At 35.9% G+C, this 17,845-nt stretch carries 16 protein-coding genes; all 16 read left to right on the plus strand.

Features of this window, described 5'->3' with window-relative positions; all coding sequences use genetic code 11:
• Window positions 1-61 precede the first annotated feature (61 nt).
• Entirely contained in the window at window positions 62-1,537 is a 1,476-nt protein-coding gene (locus tag LB449_RS00790; protein WP_224453171.1) for a DUF5687 family protein, read from the plus strand.
• 9 nt (window positions 1,538-1,546) lie between these two features.
• Window positions 1,547-2,251 (plus strand): ABC transporter ATP-binding protein, encoded by a 705-nt coding sequence (locus LB449_RS00795; protein ID WP_224453172.1) that lies wholly within the window; start codon window positions 1,547-1,549, stop codon window positions 2,249-2,251.
• A gap of 101 nt (window positions 2,252-2,352) precedes the next feature.
• Window positions 2,353-4,890, plus strand: a complete 2,538-nt coding sequence (gene porW, locus LB449_RS00800) for a type IX secretion system periplasmic lipoprotein PorW/SprE (RefSeq protein WP_455431234.1) — start codon at window positions 2,353-2,355, stop codon at window positions 4,888-4,890.
• Window position 4,891: 1 nt separating this feature from the next.
• Window positions 4,892-5,296, plus strand: a complete 405-nt coding sequence (locus tag LB449_RS00805) for a bactofilin family protein (protein ID WP_224453174.1) — start codon at window positions 4,892-4,894, stop codon at window positions 5,294-5,296.
• Complete coding sequence (locus LB449_RS00810) at window positions 5,271-5,483, plus strand: AtpZ/AtpI family protein (protein ID WP_224453175.1); 213 nt, start codon at window positions 5,271-5,273, stop codon at window positions 5,481-5,483. The genes LB449_RS00805 and LB449_RS00810 overlap by 26 nt, the downstream gene beginning before the upstream one ends.
• Before the next feature lie 7 nt (window positions 5,484-5,490).
• On the plus strand, window positions 5,491-5,880 hold the full coding sequence (locus LB449_RS00815; protein WP_224453176.1) for a hypothetical protein: 390 nt from the start codon (window positions 5,491-5,493) through the stop codon (window positions 5,878-5,880).
• A 135-nt stretch (window positions 5,881-6,015) separates the two neighbouring features.
• The gene (atpB, locus tag LB449_RS00820; RefSeq protein WP_224453177.1) at window positions 6,016-7,104 is read left to right on the plus strand and encodes a F0F1 ATP synthase subunit A; all 1,089 of its coding nucleotides are present in this window, start codon (window positions 6,016-6,018) and stop codon (window positions 7,102-7,104) included.
• A 26-nt stretch (window positions 7,105-7,130) separates the two neighbouring features.
• Window positions 7,131-7,355, plus strand: coding sequence for an ATP synthase F0 subunit C (gene atpE / locus LB449_RS00825; RefSeq protein ID WP_224453178.1), 225 nt, complete (start codon window positions 7,131-7,133; stop codon window positions 7,353-7,355).
• A 77-nt stretch (window positions 7,356-7,432) separates the two neighbouring features.
• On the plus strand, window positions 7,433-7,927 hold the full coding sequence (locus tag LB449_RS00830; protein ID WP_224453179.1) for a F0F1 ATP synthase subunit B: 495 nt from the start codon (window positions 7,433-7,435) through the stop codon (window positions 7,925-7,927).
• Between the two features lie 8 nt (window positions 7,928-7,935).
• Window positions 7,936-8,463 carry an ATP synthase F1 subunit delta gene (gene atpH / locus LB449_RS00835; protein WP_224453180.1) on the plus strand — a complete coding sequence of 176 codons (528 nt, stop codon included), beginning with the start codon at window positions 7,936-7,938 and terminating at the stop codon, window positions 8,461-8,463.
• A gap of 40 nt (window positions 8,464-8,503) precedes the next feature.
• Window positions 8,504-10,084, plus strand: a complete 1,581-nt coding sequence (gene atpA, locus LB449_RS00840) for a F0F1 ATP synthase subunit alpha (RefSeq protein WP_224453181.1) — start codon at window positions 8,504-8,506, stop codon at window positions 10,082-10,084.
• Window positions 10,085-10,094: 10 nt separating this feature from the next.
• Window positions 10,095-10,964 carry an ATP synthase F1 subunit gamma gene (gene atpG, locus LB449_RS00845; RefSeq protein WP_224453182.1) on the plus strand — a complete coding sequence of 290 codons (870 nt, stop codon included), beginning with the start codon at window positions 10,095-10,097 and terminating at the stop codon, window positions 10,962-10,964.
• Between the two features lie 133 nt (window positions 10,965-11,097).
• On the plus strand, window positions 11,098-12,354 hold the full coding sequence (locus tag LB449_RS00850) for a M23 family metallopeptidase (RefSeq protein WP_224453183.1): 1,257 nt from the start codon (window positions 11,098-11,100) through the stop codon (window positions 12,352-12,354).
• 263 nt (window positions 12,355-12,617) lie between these two features.
• Complete coding sequence (locus LB449_RS00855; protein ID WP_224453184.1) at window positions 12,618-15,839, plus strand: TonB-dependent receptor; 3,222 nt, start codon at window positions 12,618-12,620, stop codon at window positions 15,837-15,839.
• A 115-nt stretch (window positions 15,840-15,954) separates the two neighbouring features.
• Window positions 15,955-17,094, plus strand: a complete 1,140-nt coding sequence (locus tag LB449_RS00860; protein ID WP_224453185.1) for an ATP-binding protein — start codon at window positions 15,955-15,957, stop codon at window positions 17,092-17,094.
• 1 nt (window position 17,095) lies between these two features.
• A complete protein-coding gene (locus tag LB449_RS00865; protein ID WP_224453186.1) occupies window positions 17,096-17,830 on the plus strand; it encodes a metallophosphoesterase family protein in 735 nt (244 codons plus the stop codon).
• The last annotated feature ends 15 nt before the right edge of the window (window positions 17,831-17,845 follow it).

Below are 17,845 nucleotides of genomic sequence, written 5' to 3' on the forward strand. Positions count from 1 at the left end.
TTTGGAACAAAGTCCTGTAACAAACAGACAGACTTAAGACTAACCAAACAAATCTAGTGACATGACTACTAAGCAATTTTTGAGCCTGGAGTGGAAACAGTTTAGGCGCTCATCTTTTTTTGAAAAAGGACTAGCTATAAAAATCTTAATGATTTTGGGAGCACTTTATTTTGGTGGGCTAGCCATTCTAGCTGGGATAGGTGTTTTTTTTATTTTCAAAAAAGCCATTCCCGATCAAGATCCCTTTACGCTTATCAATAATTATATGATTTACTGGGTGATGGGAGATCTGGCCCTCAGGTATTTTATGCAACAGTTACCAGTGATGAATATCAAACCCATGTTGTTACTTCCCATAAAACGCCAATCTGTAATTCAGTTTTTATTGTTGAAGACTTCTTTTTCTTTTTTCAATATTCTGCCGCTATTATTTTTTATTCCTTTGACTATCGTCTTGATGGTTCAAGGCTATAATCCATTGATGGCTGTCTTATGGTTTGTAAGTATACTCGCCATAAGTTTTTCCATTAATTTTTTGAATTTCATTTTAAATAAGAATAATACAGCTTTTTACTTTGTCATTGCCCTGCTTGCTTCTTTTATAGGATTACAATATTTCAACATATTTGATATCACTCCTTATACTGGAGTTTTCTTCAATTCATTTTATGAGGTCGGTTTTACTGCACTACTTCCTATAGCTTTAGTGATTTTCTTATTTAAAATGAATTACAAATTGCTAAGAAAGAATTTTTATGTGGATGGTGCTGTCCAGGCTAAAAAAGAGAAATTCAAAAATTATAATCTGGAATTTTTAAACCGTTTTGGAACTTTAGCAACGTTTTTGAAAAATGATGTTAAAATGATTACCAGGAACGCGAGACCCAAACAGGTATTATTGATGTCGTTCTTATTTCTTTTTTACGGGCTTATCTTTTTTACTCAAGACACTTATAAAAACATGCCTGTTTTTTTAGCTTTTGCTGCCATTTTTGTCTCAGGAGGTTTTCTTATTACGTTTGGCCAGCTGGTTCCATCCTGGGATAGTGAATACTACAAATTGATGATGAGCCAGAATGTGTCTTATAAAAAATATCTGGAATCCAAATGGTTGTTGATGGTTATAGGTTGTGCCGTTTCTTTTGTATTGAGCACTCCTTACATTTATTTTGGCTGGGATATTTATGCAATGATTGCGGCCGGAGCTTCTTTCAATATAGGTCTTAATTCCTTCATCACCTTGTATGGTGGAGCGTTGAATAGAGTTCCGATAGAACTGAACCAAAAAGCGAAAGCCTTTAGCAATACGCAGGGTTTTAATCCTACTCAGTTGCTCATCAGTCTACCCAAAATCTTAGGGCCGATGATTATCTTCTATGTGCCTTACAAACTCATCAATTTCAACGCAGGCATTATAGCTCTGGCTTTGAGCGGGGTTTTAGGTATAGTTTTTAAATCTTACTTTCTCAAAATTATCGAGAACTTATATCAAAAAAATAAATACAAAACCATTTCAGCATTTTCAGAAAAAAAATAACTACATCCTATGGAAACGATTATTAAAGTTCAAAATTTATCCAAAAGTTACAAGGCCGATAAAGTTTTAGATATAGAAGCTCTGGACATTCCAAAAGGTCAAAGTTTTGGATTAGTGGGAAACAATGGAGCAGGTAAAACAACCTTTTTTAGTTTGCTTTTAGATTTGATTCAGCCAACTACTGGTCACATTGAAAATAATGGCATTATCGTAAGTGAAAATGAGGATTGGAAGCCTTACACTTCATCTTTTATAGATGAAAGTTTTTTAATAGGATATCTTACTGCTGAAGAATATTTTTACTTTATTGGCGACTTGAGAAACACTTCTAAAGCTGAAGTCGATGAGCTCCTGGCAGAGTTTGCAGACTTTTTTCATGGAGAAATTCTGAATCAGAAAAAATACCTTAGAGATCTTTCTAAAGGAAATCAAAAGAAAGCGGGCATTGTAGCGGCACTCATAGGTAATCCTGAAGTTGTTATTCTCGACGAGCCTTTTGCCAACTTGGACCCAACAACTCAGATTCGTCTTAAGAAAATCATCAAGGACTTGTCTGCCCAGAAAAACGTTACAGTTTTGGTGTCTAGTCATGACTTGATGCACGTCACAGAAGTGTGTGAGCGCGTAGTCGTTTTGGACAAAGGTCAAGTTGTAAAAGACATCTATACGAGCGAGGCAACCCTGAAGGAACTAGAGCTTTATTTTGAGAGGTAATCCATAAATAACTTTAAAATACCCTTTTATAAATAAGAGCTACTTTTGCACCAGTATACTTTTATCTATTTTTTCTAGTTATTAAGTTTAGAATATTTTTCATGCGTTTACAGCTTTCTTTTATACTCCTTATTTGTATTGCTTTATTGTCTTCATGTTCAAGAAAAAAAGATAAATTCCTGAACAAGAATTTTCATGCCATGACAACCTATTATAACATCGTTTACAATGGTAATTTGGCTTTGGACAAAGGAAAAGAAGAAGTGGAAGCTCTGTATAATGAAGATTACTGGACTGTTTTGCCAATCGAGAGGATGGTAATTAAAGAGGAAAAGCCCAGGACTTTAAAGAAAAACACATCTGAAGGCGAAAATTCCAATTTTGAAATCGCCGAAGAAAAGGCCACCAAGTCCATCCAAAAGCACTCCATGTTTATGGGGGGCAAAGAATACAACCCGCAAATCGATGAGGCTTTTTTACTCCTGGGAAAAGCAAGATATTACGATCAACGTTTTGTCCCTTCTAAAGATGCCTTCAACTTTATATTGAATCATTACCCTAAAAGTTCGACCATTAATGAAGCCAAGATTTGGGTTGAAAAAACTAACCTAAGACTCGAATATTTTGATACGGCGATCGATAATTTAGTGTCTCTCATGAATTCTGAAGAATTATCTCCTTTGGAAAACTATGAGGCATCGACAACGTTGGCACAAGCTTATATTTTTGAAAATGAAGAAAGACTTGCTATCGCTCCTTTGAGAATTGCCATTGAAGCAGCTCCAGATGATGAAAAGCGAGGACGATTGCTTTACATTAAAGGTCAATTATTTTCATTGTTGGGAGAAAAAGACAGTGCTAAATCAAGTTTTGACGAAGTCATTGCTTTAAATAGAAAGTCACCCCGACGCTACATGATTCATTCAGAACTAGAGAAGCTAAGACTTCATGGTCTTGAAAATGCGTCGTGGCACGAAACAGAATTCGCTTTTCAGGAGCTTTCTGAAAATCGCGAAAACAGGCCTTTTTTAGATTTTATTTATTTTGATAATGCGGTCTTCAGGCTTGCAAAAGATTCGGTGGATTTGGCTATCGATAAATTCAACAAATCTTTAAGGCAAATGCCAAAGGATAAGTACTTAAAAAGCAGAAATTATTTCAATCTTGGGGAAATTTATTTTGATAAAGCTTCTTATGAAACTTCTGGAAAATACTATGATAGTACACTAAGTAATCTGGCTCAGGAAACCCTGGAATACCTACAAATCAAAAGAAAGCGAGACAATCTGGAAGATGTCATTAAGTTTGAAAGAATTGCCAAAACAACTGATAGTATATTGAATTTGGTTGAAGCGACTGAAGAAGAGCGGATTGAATTCTTTACAGCATATATCGAAAAACTGAAAGAAGAAGACAAGAGTGTTTTTGCAAATAACACGGCTTCAAAAGCTGGAAATTCACGATTTGGAGCACAAAAAAGCCAAATAGGAAGAAGTCAGTCCAGTACTACAAAATTTTATTTCTACGACATAACTCAGAAGCAACGTGGAGAAGAGTCTTTTAGAAAGACTTGGGGAAATATAGAGTTGACAGATGATTGGAGGCGAAACCCCTCAAGAGGTACCGACATAAAAAGCGAAGAAGTTATTGTTGAGGAAAAAGTAAGGCCAGAATTTGATCCTCAAACCTATATTGCTGAAATCCCTAGTGATGAACAAGTAATTGATAGTATTTCTGATGAAAGGAATTTCGCCTATTATCAACTTGGAATCATATACAAAGAGAAGTTTAAAAAATATAATCGCGCCATTTCAAAACTGGAATTTTTACTAGAGCACAATCCTGAGGAGCGTCTCATCCTGCCTTCAAAATATTATTTATATAAAATCTACGAAGAAACTGGAAAGACAGATCTAGCTACTCAATGGAAAAATGACATACTAAGCAACCATCCGGATTCCAGATATGCGAGCATTTTGAGAAATCCAGAGGCCTATAGAACTGACGCAGACAATCCTCAAAACATTTACAATAAACTGTATAAAAACTATAAATCCGGGAATTATCAATACGTCCTGAATGAGATTGATAAGTATGCTAAAGTTTTTGTCGGTAATTCAATATTGCCAAAATTAGAACTTCTCAAATCCAGAGTGCTTGCAAAGACTGAAGGCGTAGAAGCTTATACTGAAGCGCTTAATTATGTAGCCTTGACTTATCCACAATCACAAGAAGGGAAGTATGCTCAAAAACAATATAAAGAGTTAAAGCGAAAACCACTCTCTTCTGTATTTGATATGAAACCAGACCCCAATGCGGACTATTTACTGGTATTTGACTTAAATAAAGAGAATGCGGAGGAATCTAAAATACAAGAACTTAAGAATAAATTACAAGCTTCAATTCAAGAGGAGGAAGGGCTTGACTTAGGCTTAAGTGAAAACATTTATAGTCAAAATCAAACTTTGTTGACCATTAATGGTCTTAAAAGTAAATTGGGCGCAGAAGGCTTAGCTCAAAAGTTTATAAAAAATGCTGTTTTTGGTGAAAATTTGACTTATTTTGTAATTTCAGAAAAAAATTACAAAATTGCTCAAATCAACAAAAACTTGGATGAATATTTAGCTAAAATTAAATAGTATGTTTTCAGAAAAAAAAAATAACTCTATGAATTCAGATTTAACAAAAGAACAAAACAAGATTGCACAAGGCACCGTTTTTAAAGGTGGTATTGAATCTCAAGGCAGTTTCCGTATAGAAGGAAAGGTTATAGGAAATATTAAAACTCCTGGTAAAATTGTAGTAGGTAAGACAGGTTATATCGAAGGACAAATTGAGTGTGAAAACGCCGATTTTGAAGGAGAATTCAAGGGAGAATTAAAAGTGAGTAAACTTTTAACCTTACGAGCTACCGCCAAAATAGAAGGAGAAGTTTTTGCCGATAAACTTTCAATTGAACCTGGAGCAGTATTCAATGCGACATGTAGCATGAAAGGGGCTATGAAATCTATATCTGGAAATGCCAAAAAAGAACAATCAGCCTAATCCTTGGTTGTATTTTTCTGGGGTAGGTTTGCAAATGGGAATTATTATAACCAGTTCTGTTTTTCTAGGAATTTGGTTGGATGAAAACTATACAGACTCTTCAAAACTTTTCACAATCGGGTTATCGCTTTTAGGAATATTTGTTGCTCTTGCTCAAGTTATAACCTCGCTCAAAAAATTCAAGTAACCATTACATGAAAAACATTCTTAGGAACCCTTTCGTTTCCATACTTATATTTTCGACTCCTATCATTTTAATACACTGGGGTATTGACTCCTTTTTTTCTATCGTAACCTATTATTCCTTCATATCGATTTATGCATTTCATATTATATCTGCTTTTTTTGTAGCTGGAATTATCCAATGGATCCACGCCAATTATAAAGATTATGCTGGCTTTGCATTTATGGGGACTAGTTTATTCAAAATGCTGGCTGCGATTCTGTTTCTACTTCCGGGTTTTCTTTCAGATGACAAGCCCTCCTTTACTAACATTCTTAATTTTTTTGTTCCTTACTTCATTTACCTAGTTTTTGAAGCTATTCAGGTCATTAAATTGATTAACCCAAAAGAGACAAATTAAATAGTTTTAAATAAAAGCAAGCAAATTGAATTATATCTTAATGAAAAAATATTTTTTTGAAGCTTTCATTTAAAATTAAAAAGTAAAAACCTACATTTGCACGAAATTTTCGAATTGATATTAAGTCAACAATTTATGGCAACACACAAATCTTCAAAGATTACAGTGGCTTTAATGCTCATGCTTATTTTAAATTCCTTTTCAGCTTTCGCCCAGTTAGATACGGAAGAAGTTATTGATGATAGTTTCAACCCCACTGAAATGATTATGCACCACATCAGTGATTCTCACGGGTGGCATTTTTTGGGTGAAGGAGAGGAATCTGTCACATTGCCGTTGCCTGTAATTTTATGGACAGACAAAGGACTTACAAGTTTTATGTCCAGCGAATTTCATCACGATGTTGAAGGTGAGTATGTAGTTGAGTCCAATGGTCAGAAATTCGTTAACTATCATGAGAAAATTTATGTATTGAATGAAGGAGAAGAGGCTTTAGAATTTGATGAAGAGACTCATGCAGCTTTGAATGCTAATCGTCCTTTCGATATCTCAATCACAAAGAATGTAGCGTCCATGCTTATCACTGCAATTCTGCTTGTTCTCATGTTTTTGGGACTTGCAAAGCATTATAAAAAGTCAAAAGCTGCGCCAAAAGGTTTTAAAAATATATTAGAGACTCTAGTCATTTTTGTAAGAGATGAGATCGCAATACCACAAATTGGAGAGAAAAAATATTTAAAATTTATGCCTTTTCTCTTGACGGTATTTTTCTTCATTTGGTTATCAAATCTTTTAGGCCTTTTACCTGGGGCTGCGAACGTGACAGGAAACATATCCGTGACGATTGCATTAGGTTTATTTACGCTGGTTCTTATTTTAGTTAATGCAAATAAGGACTATTGGCAACATGTTTTCTGGATGCCAGGGATTCCGACACCGGTTAAGCCAATACTTGCAGTCGTTGAAATTTTGGGAGTGTTTACAAAACCAATCGCTTTGATGATTCGTCTCTTTGCCAATATTACGGCAGGGCACATTATCATATTGAGTTTAATAGGTTTGATCTTTATTTTAGAAACTGCAGGAGTTGCAGCAATTTCAGTTCCGTTTGCCTTATTTATCACAGTTTTAGAATTACTAGTTGCATTTTTGCAAGCATTTATATTTACAATGCTGTCGGCCTTATTTATAGGAATGGCAGTTCAAGAACATGAACATCATTAATCTTTAATTTTTAATATTTATTTACTATGGAATTATTACACGTAGGACTTGCAGCTTTAGGAGCTGGATTAGCAGTTTTGGGAGGAGCGCTTGGTATTGGTAAAATCGGTGGTTCCGCAATGGAAGCTATCGCACGCCAGCCAGAAGCTTCTGGAAAAATCCAGACCGCTATGATTATCGCAGCTGCACTTGTAGAAGGTGTTGCTCTTTTTGGAGTAGTTGCTGCTTTACTTGGGGTTCTTACCTCTTAAAAATGATGAAAACCCTCATAACCAACGGTTGGTTGGGTGAGGGTTTTATTTTTATTTAAAAAAAACACTTATCATATATGGATTTAATTACTCCTGAATACGGTTTATTTGTTTGGCAAGTAGTAGTCATGATCATCTTGATTTTCTTGCTGACTAAGTTTGCCTGGAAACCAGTGATGAAGGCTGTAGGCGAAAGAGAAGCATCAATTAATGATGCCTTAGTTTCTGCTGAAAAAGCTAAAGAAGAGATGGCTAATTTAAAAGCTGATAATGAAAAATTGCTTCAACAAGCTAGAGCGGAACGCGATGAAATGTTGAAGGAAGCTCAGCAGATGAAGAAGACTATTATCGAAGAGGCTACAGAAGATGCAAATGAGAAAGCTGAAAGAATTCTGGATAAAGCTCAAATCACCATCGAGAGTGAAAAGAAACAAGCTTTGGCAGAAATTAAATCTCAAGTTGCTGAGTTGTCTGTGCAGATTGCAGAAACTGTTGTGAAGAAGCAATTGGACAATAAGGATGAACAAATGACATTGGTCAACAAAATGCTTGACGACGTCAAACTCAACTAATTAGACACATGGGAAGTAAAGCAGGAAGACGTTACGCTAAAGCCATTATAGAATTGGCTCAGGAGAATAAATTAGATAACAAAGTTTTAGATAACTTCAAATCGATGCATTCTACTATTTCTGAAAACAAGGAGTTAAGACTTATGCTTTCAAGTCCATTAATTGAAGTTGATAAAAAGCAATCTGTTTTGTTGGAGATCTTTAAAGATGCCGAGTCTTTAGTCAAAAAATTGATAAAAACTCTGGCTGACAATAATAGAATTGAAATATTAAATCATGTTGCTCAAGAATATATAAATCTTTATAATTCTATTCATCACATACAATCTGCAACTGTTGTAACAGCTGTTGAGATGACTAAAGATTTAGAAGAAAAAGTACAAGAAAAAATTAAAGAAATTACCGGATATACAGCAAATCTGACCAACCGAGTTGATGAATCTATTCTTGGTGGATTTATACTCAGATTGAAAGATCTTCAATTTGATGCAAGTGTGTCTGGCGGTCTTAAGCGATTCAAAAGACAATTATTATAAAAATAAGTGGTATGTATTTACCAATTAATGAAAATAAATTATGGCTGAAGTAAACTCTGCTGAAGTTACAGCAATCTTAAAAAAGCAAATTTCGGGTTTCGAATCTGAAACCTCTCTAGATGAAGTAGGAACAGTTCTAAGAGTTGGTGATGGTATCGCCAACGTTTATGGGTTATCCAACGCTCAACTTGGAGAACTTGTAGAATTTGAAGGAGGGCTTAATGGTATGGTCCTTAATTTAGAAGAGGACGCAGTAGGCGTTGTACTTTTAGGTAAATCCAATGACATTAATGAAGGGGATTCTGTAAAAAGGACCAAAAAGATTTCTTCTATTCAAGTAGGTGAAGGTATTGTAGGAAGAGTCGTAAATACTTTGGGTGAAACTATTGATGGTAAAGGAGAAATCGAAGGAGAAACTTTTTTAATGCCTATCGAAAGAAAAGCACCGGGAGTTATTTACAGACAGCCTGTAACCGAACCTATGCAAACGGGTATCAAGTCAATTGACGCTATGGTTCCTGTAGGAAGAGGACAAAGAGAATTAGTGATTGGTGATAGACAGACTGGTAAAACTTCTGTTTGTATCGATACAATTCTTAACCAAAAGGAATTTTACGACAAAGGTGAACCCGTTTACTGTATTTATGTTGCTATTGGTCAAAAAGCGTCTACAGTTGCTGGTATTGCTAACCTTTTAGAAGAAAGAGGAGCTTTGGCATACACAACTATTGTAGCTGCCAATGCATCAGATCCAGCCGCAATGCAGGTATATGCTCCATTGGCAGGTGCTGCTATTGGTGAGTATTTTAGAGATACAGGAAGGCCAGCATTGATTATTTATGATGATTTGTCAAAACAAGCTGTAGCATACCGTGAGGTGTCTTTATTGTTGAGAAGACCTCCAGGTCGTGAGGCTTATCCTGGTGATGTATTTTACCTCCACTCCAGATTATTTGAGCGTTCTGCAAAAATTATCAACGATGATAACATTGCTAAGCAAATGAATGATTTACCTGAAGCTTTGAAAGATAAAGTAAAAGGGGGTGGATCACTTACAGCACTCCCAATTATTGAAACTCAAGCAGGTGATGTATCAGCATACATTCCAACCAACGTAATTTCGATTACAGATGGTCAGATTTTCTTAACATCAGATTTATTTAACTCTGGTGTAAGACCAGCAATTGATGTAGGTATTTCCGTATCTCGTGTTGGTGGTTCCGCTCAAATCAAATCTATGAAGAAAGTTGCTGGTACATTAAAACTTGACCAGGCACAATATAGAGAACTTGAAGCTTTTGCTAAATTTGGTTCAGATTTGGACGCTTCCACTAGAAACACAATTGAAAAAGGTAAACGAAATGTTGAAATTTTGAAGCAGGCTGAAGCTAATCCTTTCCCTGTTGAAGAGCAAGTGGCTATCGTTTATGCTGGAACTAAAAACTTAATGAAAGAAGTTCCTGTTGAAAAAATTAAAGAATTTGAAAGTGACTATTTGTCCTATCTCAACTCTAAACACAGAGATGTTTTAGACCAACTAAAAGCTGGTAAATTGACAGATGAAATTACAGATGCACTAACGAGTGCAGCTAAAGAAATAGCTGCAAAATATAAAGCATAAGTTTTAATTTATGGCTAATTTAAAGGAGTTAAGAAGTAGAATTACATCGGTATCGTCTACCATGCAGATTACGAAAGCCATGAAAATGGTTTCCGCCGCTAAACTTAATCGTGCCCAAAATGCGATTGAGAATATGCGTCCGTATGCTGAGAAGCTGAATGAACTTCTTCAAAGTTTAAGTGCTTCCTTAGATAACGATACAAGTAGTCCATATTCCAATCATAGAGAAGTAAAAAACGTGTTGGTCATTGCAATATCCTCAAACAGAGGTTTAGCCGGTGCTTTCAACACTAATATAGTAAAACGCGTAAGAACTCTTATTGATGAAACTTATGCTGGTCAATCGGTTGACATTATAAGTATTGGAAAAAAAGCTGGAGACGTATTAAGGAAAAAGCGTGAAATCAAATCTTCACACAACGATATTTATGATAATTTATCCTATGAGGATGTTGCCGCGATAGCTGAGCGTCTCATGGAAATGTTCAAATCTGAAAAGTATGATAAAATAGAGCTTGTTTACAATAGCTTCAAAAACGCCGCAACCCAAATCGTGACTACAGAGCAGTTTTTACCAATAAAACCTGCAAGTAAGAGAGGTGGCGAAAGCATTTCATCTGATTATATTTTTGAGCCTAACAAAATTGAAATCGTAGAAGATTTAATTCCGAAATCATTAAAGATCCAATTGTTTAAGGCTATAAGAGATTCTGTTGCATCAGAGCATGGCGCAAGAATGACAGCTATGCATAAAGCGACAGATAATGCTACAGAACTTAGAGATGACTTGAAACTTTCTTATAATAAAGCCAGACAAGCATCCATTACCAACGAAATCTTGGAAATCGTAGCTGGTGCAGAAGCATTGGCGGATAGCTAATGATAAAATTTTGAACACTTATAAAAAAACCTCTTTTTAGAGGTTTTTTTAGTTTTTATATAAGCCTATTCTTCACTAAGGTTTGCCCTCCATATAATAAAATGTATTTTTGACGTTTACAACTAAAACTTATATGCTCAATTTTCCCAACACTCGCCTACTCCTCATCTTTGTTGGCTTAATCTTACTTTCTTGCAATGAAGATGTAAGAGAAAACTCTTCCGAAGAGCCGATTAAATCTATTGAAATTGAACCTGTTCCAGAACCTAAGATTTTTGGCTTTTCCTTGAGTGATTACGAGGTTGTTTTTGATACAGTGGAAAGGGGAGATACATTCGGGACTATTATGGATCGTTATGGAGTTACTCCAGGAAAAGTTTATCAGCTTACTCAAAGCATTCCAAATTCTGTGATGAATTTTAGAAGAATTAACTATGGTAAGCCTTATGTTATCGTAAAAAACAAAGATTCTATCCAGAGAGTAGAACATTTTGTGTATCAAAAATCATTGATCGACTATGCAGTTATCAGCATAGATAGCGTAAAAGGAGTAGCAGAGTCAAAGCCTGTAACCATAAAGCAAAAAACGACTTCAGGAGTAATATCTTCCTCACTTTCAGCAGCAATAGATGAAGCTGGATTGGATTATTTACTGACCAACAGGTTTGCTGATATTTATCAATGGAGCGTTGACTTTTTTAAGCTTCAGGAAGGAGATCAGTTTAAGCTGATCTACAAAGAAAAATATATAGATGACACCATTTATGCTGGGTTAGAAAGTATAGATGCAGCACTATTAAAACATAGGGGAAGAGAATTCTACGCTTTCGAGTTTGTTGTGGATTCTCTAACGGGTCGCACCGATTACTTTGATGAAGATGCAAAAACACTTAGAAAATTTTTCCTTAAAGCGCCGCTACAGTTTAGCAGGATATCTTCTCGTTATACAGGACGTCGTTTTCATCCCGTTCAGAAACGCTGGAAAGCCCACAAAGGAACAGATTATGCTGCTGCCACGGGGACTCCCATTTGGTCAACTGCAGACGGAGTAGTGACCAAAGCCAGTTATAGCAGAGGGAATGGAAATTATGTCAAAGTGAAACACACCAACCAATACTCAACTCAATATCTCCACATGTCCCGGCGCGCAGTAAAAGTGGGTCAGTATGTGAAGCAAGGTGAAATTATAGGGTATGTTGGTCAAACTGGTCTAGCAACAGGTCCTCACGTTTGTTACAGATTCTGGTTGAATGGCAGACAGGTAGATCCCTATAAGCAAGATTTGCCAGAAGCCGAACCTATGGAAGAAAAACTCAAGCCTTCCTATTTTGAATTTATTGCTCCCTTAAAAGCTAATATTGACCAGGTTAAATACAAGGAGGTTCTGTAAATTTTATTTATAGATAACTTTAATAGATCAAATGCGATCGTTTTCCAGTAAAGTAGCAAGCAAAAAAAGCTAATCAGGCCAAAAACTCAAGCGTATGAGTTGAGCTTAGCTACTTTAATTCTTTAGATAGCACCCTTTTTTAGAATGACTATAAAGAAGTGAAATTTAATTTTTTAACAGTTTTTCTTAACATTGGCTTAATATTAGAACTTTAAATCTGGGTTTACTTTGCACCAAAATATAAACAAAAAAAACGTTTTCAAATGAAAAAATTGCTACTTGGCTTATTCTTAGTGATGGGAGTGGGTATTTATGCACAAGGGGTGACTACTTCCTCTATTAATGGTAAGATCACAGACAATAATGACCAACCTCTTCCGGGGGCAAATATTATTGCTGTGCATACACCAACTGGAACACAGTATGGTGTAGTGACAGATTTTGATGGTTTCTACAGAATCCCAAACATGCGTGTTGGTGGACCTTACACCGTGAAGATTACTTACGTTGGTTTTGAGGATATTCTACTAGAAGGAATTAACTTAAGACTAGGTGATTCTGAAAGAATAAGTAGACAAATGTCTGAATCTAATAACGCATTAGATGAAGTCATTATTTCTGCTTCTAAAAATGGAATTTTTGATTCTGGACAAACAGGATCGAATACTAACATTTCACAGAGACAAGTGGCAAATCTTCCATCTGCAACTCGTTCTTTAGGAGACTTTATCAGAACAACTCCAGAAGCCCAAGTTGGTGAAGGTGGTAGTATTTCTTTAGGAGGTCAAAACAACCGTTACAACGCTATTTATATTGACGGTGCTGTAAATAACGATGCGTTTGGTCTTGCTGGTTCAGGAACCAATGGTGGACAAACTGGAGTAAGCCCAATCTCCATTGATGCGATTGAATCTTTTCAGGTTAACCTTTCTCCATTTGATGTGAGACAATCTGGTTTCGCTGGTGGATCTATTAGTGCCATTACGCGTTCTGGATCTAATAATACAGAAGGTTCGGCATATTACTATTTAAGAAACCAAGATTTAGCAGGTAAGACACCTACAGCGCTTAGCGAAGACAATAGAGAGAATTTGACAGACTTTACTGCAAAGCTTTTTGGAGCTAGAGTTGGAGGTGCGATTGTAGAAGACAAATTGTTTTACTTTATTAATTACGAAAGACAAGACGAACAAACGCCACAGCCTTTTGTTTTTGATCGTTACCAAGGAGATGCTTCTGCCCAGGATTTAACTAACCTAAGACAAGGTTTGATCAATACTTACGGGTACGATCCAGGAATCTATGATAACAACACTACTTCACTTACAAGTGATAAATTGATTACACGTATCGACTGGAACGTGAATGACAAAAACAGCATTACCTTAAAAAATTCTTACGTCAATGCTGAAAATACAGACCCAAGACAAAGTGGGGATAGAAGTATTAATTATACCAATGGTGGTGTCTTTTTTCCTTCAAGAACTAACTCCACGACTTTGGAGTGGAGCACAACTAATGGATCTAATATGTCGAACAACTTAATAGTTGCTTATACCGATGTTTTAGATGATAGAAACCCAACCGGAAATCCTTTTCCAGCTGTAAGAGTATTCGATGGTTCAGGAAGCCTTTTCTTTGGTTCTGAAGCATTTTCAACAGCTAACCTTTTGGAGCAAAAAGTGCTTAACATCACTAATAACTTCGAAGTCTATAGCGGTCGCCATAAGTTAACTTTTGGAGCTAACTTTGAGTATTTTGATTCTAAAAACGTATTTTTTAGACAAAATTATGGATCATACACTTTTAATTCATTGTCTGATTTCAATACATACTTAGACGATGTTGATGGCAACGAAGCCCCTGCTAGATTTTACGATAGAGGGTATTCTTTATTAGGTGGTACAGGAGACAATTCTTTAGGAGCTGCTGAGTTTAGTTATTCTCAACTTGGATTTTATGCTCAAGACGATGTTGACTTAACCGATGATTTTAAAGTAAGTTTAGGTCTCCGTGTTGATTTACCATTTTTTGATGATGGGTTAGTAAATGACGACTTTAACACTAGAACTGTAGAGCTTCTTGAAGCTAACGGAAAAGACTTGCAAGGGGCTAGAGTTGGACAGGGTATTGATACTCAAATACACTTCTCTCCTAGATTAGGATTTTCATGGGATGTAGGTGGAAACAGAACCACACAAGTAAGAGGTGGTGTAGGTGTATTTACGTCTAGAATTCCATTGGTATGGCCAGGAGGTGCATATAATAATAACGGCTTAACTGCTGGTTTTGTTGATGAAAGAGCAATAAATGGAGATATCTTCTTTAGTGGAGATCCTTTCGATCAGCTCGTTCAGCCAGGTGCTGAGCCTGGTACTGGAGCAACAGGTGGACAAATTGATATTTTCGCACCTGACTTTAAATTACCACAAGTAGCAAAATATAATATTGCTGTAGATCAAAAATTGCCAGTATGGGGCTTAATCGCATCTGCTGAGTTTTTGTACAACGATGTTTTAAATGCTGTTTTTTATGAAAATGTGAACATTAGAGGTCCTGTTGGAAATTTTAATGGAGCAGACGGAAGACCTTACTATGATAGGGGTGATCTTATTGATGATAACTACTCTAGTATCTTCTTAGGAACAAATACAAATGAAGGTTATTCATATAATGGTACATTTAAGTTGACTAAGCCATTTGAAAATGGTTTTGCAGGACAGATCGCTTATACTTATGGAGATGCTTATGATATTTTTCAGGGAACATCTTCTCAAAATTCATCTCAATGGAGAAACATAGAAACCGTGAATGGTAAAAATGCCAACCCTGGTATCCAACGTTCAGGATTTTCTTTAGGATCTAGAATTACTGGAAATATGAGCTACGAATATGAGTGGAATGATAATGTAAAAAGTACAGTCTCTCTATTTTATGCTGGTGAACAAGGTTCTCCTTTCACTTACGCATACAATAGTAGAAATGACAACATCCTAAATGATGATTCTAGAGACAATGCTTTGATTTATATCCCTAGAGATGCTTCAGAAATCACTTTTGCAGGAACTCCAAAAGAGCAACAGGCTCAATGGCAAGCCTTCAACAGTTATATTGAAAGCAGTGAATATCTTAGTGAAAGAAGAGGGCAATATTCTGAGCGTTTTGGCGAAAGAGGTCCTTGGAGTCATATTGTTGACTTGAAATTTCTTCAAGATTTTAGTTTAGATTTCAATAACAAGAAGCACACGTTCCAATTGTCTTTTGACATCTTTAACTTCACTAATTTAATTAATAAAGATTGGGGGCGTAGACCATTTATTCCTAATATCGGCATCCTAGATGTTCAAGAAGGTGGTCCAGATCCAGTATTCAGTTTCAATGCTGATGAATTCCAAACAGAAGAAGATGCTATCAACTTTGATGATTCAGGTATTTTATCTTCAAGATGGCAAATGCAAGTTGGTTTAAGATATATCTTTAACTAAACTTCAATCACATATAGTTTTAAACGAGACCCATTTTGGGTCTCGTTTTTTTTGTAATTAATTCAAAGTTGTCATAAGCTAAGTTGAGTTTTTTCTTGTAATTTTAGCCAAGTCTATGATTAACAAGCGTCTTCTTATCAAAAATTTACTTGCCCACAGCGGGGAGAATAGTTTTTACGACAAAAAACTCAAAGTTGACATTGGTACGAGAGAAGGCAAAGCTAAATTTCTTAAACACATTTGTTCCCTTTCCAACACCAACCCCATCAGCAACTCTTATATTGTCATCGGCATTGAGGATGAAAGCAATAGTATTGTTGGAGTCGATTTTTTTGATGATAGCAAGATTCAGAATCTAGTAAATGCCTATCTGGAAAATCCGCCGATTGTCTCTTATGAAAACATTCAGTTTCCACATTTACCAGACGATAAAGTTGTTGGGCTGGTTTCTGTAAGACCGAAGAAAGACAATAGCATCTGTGCATTAAGAAAAAACATTTGGAAATACTGGGGAGGAACGGTATTTATGCGAGAAGGAAGCATCAGTAAGCCCAAGGTTTTTGATATAGAAATTAAAGACATCAATTCAGAAATTGTAGCTGCTATAGAGCAGAATTCTCAGAATAATATTGAATTAACTTTGGATGGCTTTCACGATTTTATTTTAAAAAGTCGGGATTATGATCCAAAATATAAAGTTTTTAAAGAGTATTTTGTTCTCTGTTGGGCAGCGAAACCTAAAACTGTTGGTGAGAAAACCTTCTATTCCAGAGTCAACATTCAGTTGATCAATGAACAGGTGAAGTTGTTTTATTCAGATTTGGACGAGGTTGAAATTCAATACGACGATGATAAATTCGAGATTTTAGAATACGTACAACTAGGACTTCAGAACAAGTTTAAATACTATCCTTTAGAAAAGGTTTCCATTCAGTTTAAGGACAATATGCACTACGATATTGAATCTGAATTGGTATTTGAACCCCCACAATTTAATCAAAAGACATTGAGGCATTTTCTAAATCATAACGATAGTTTATTAAAAAAGCTTGTAAATAAGTCAGGTTTAAATTCAGCAGAAAAGAGCGAGTTAGTCAATATGTCAACCATATATCTCATAGCTTATCTCAACGGGTTTGATTCGTCACTGGAAAAGCTTGAGGAGGCTAAACCCTTGTTGAAAAGCATACAGAAAAAAGCTTATGATCGTTTAAAAGACAATATGAGAATATTACGAAAAATAAAATACAATTAGAATGAGTAGAACGTTAGTTATAGGAGATATACACGGAGGTTTTAAGGCTTTAGAGCAGGTTTTGAATCGGGCTGATGTGACCAAAGATGATAAATTGATATTTCTGGGCGACTATGTTGACGGTTGGAGCGAAACGCCTGACTTACTTTCGTATTTGATTCAGTTGAAAGAAGAACAGGATTGTGTTTTTATAAGAGGGAATCACGACGATTTGGTTTTGGGTTGGTTTAGAACGGCAAAATCAAATCCTAAATGGCTTGAACATGGCGGCGAAAGCACATTGAAAGCCTACCAAAATATAAACTCCATTCTTAAGGACTTACACCGACTTTTCTTAGAAAACCTGACGAACTACTACGTCGATGAAAAGAATCGATTATTTCTTCATGCGGGATTTGCCAACATGCATGGACCAGCTTCAGAATTTCACTCCAATACGGTGTATTGGGATAGAACGCTTTGGGAAATGGTTTTGGCCATGGATACCTCTATACACCCCGATGATGATTTTTATCCCGATCGGCTAAAGTTGTTCAAAGAGATCTACATTGGTCACACCCCAACCACACGCATTAATAAAACTGAACCTGTAAATCTGGCCAACGTGTGGAATATAGATACGGGGGCGGCGTTTAAAGGACCCATAAGTATATTGGATATCGATACAAAAAACTACTGGCAGAGCGACCCGGTGTATAAGTTGTATCCAAATGAATCTGGTCGTAATCAGAATTAATTTGAGATAACGTAT

It is taken from the genome of Psychroflexus lacisalsi, from assembly GCF_020164495.1.
Lineage (GTDB): Bacteria > Bacteroidota > Bacteroidia > Flavobacteriales > Flavobacteriaceae > Psychroflexus > Psychroflexus lacisalsi.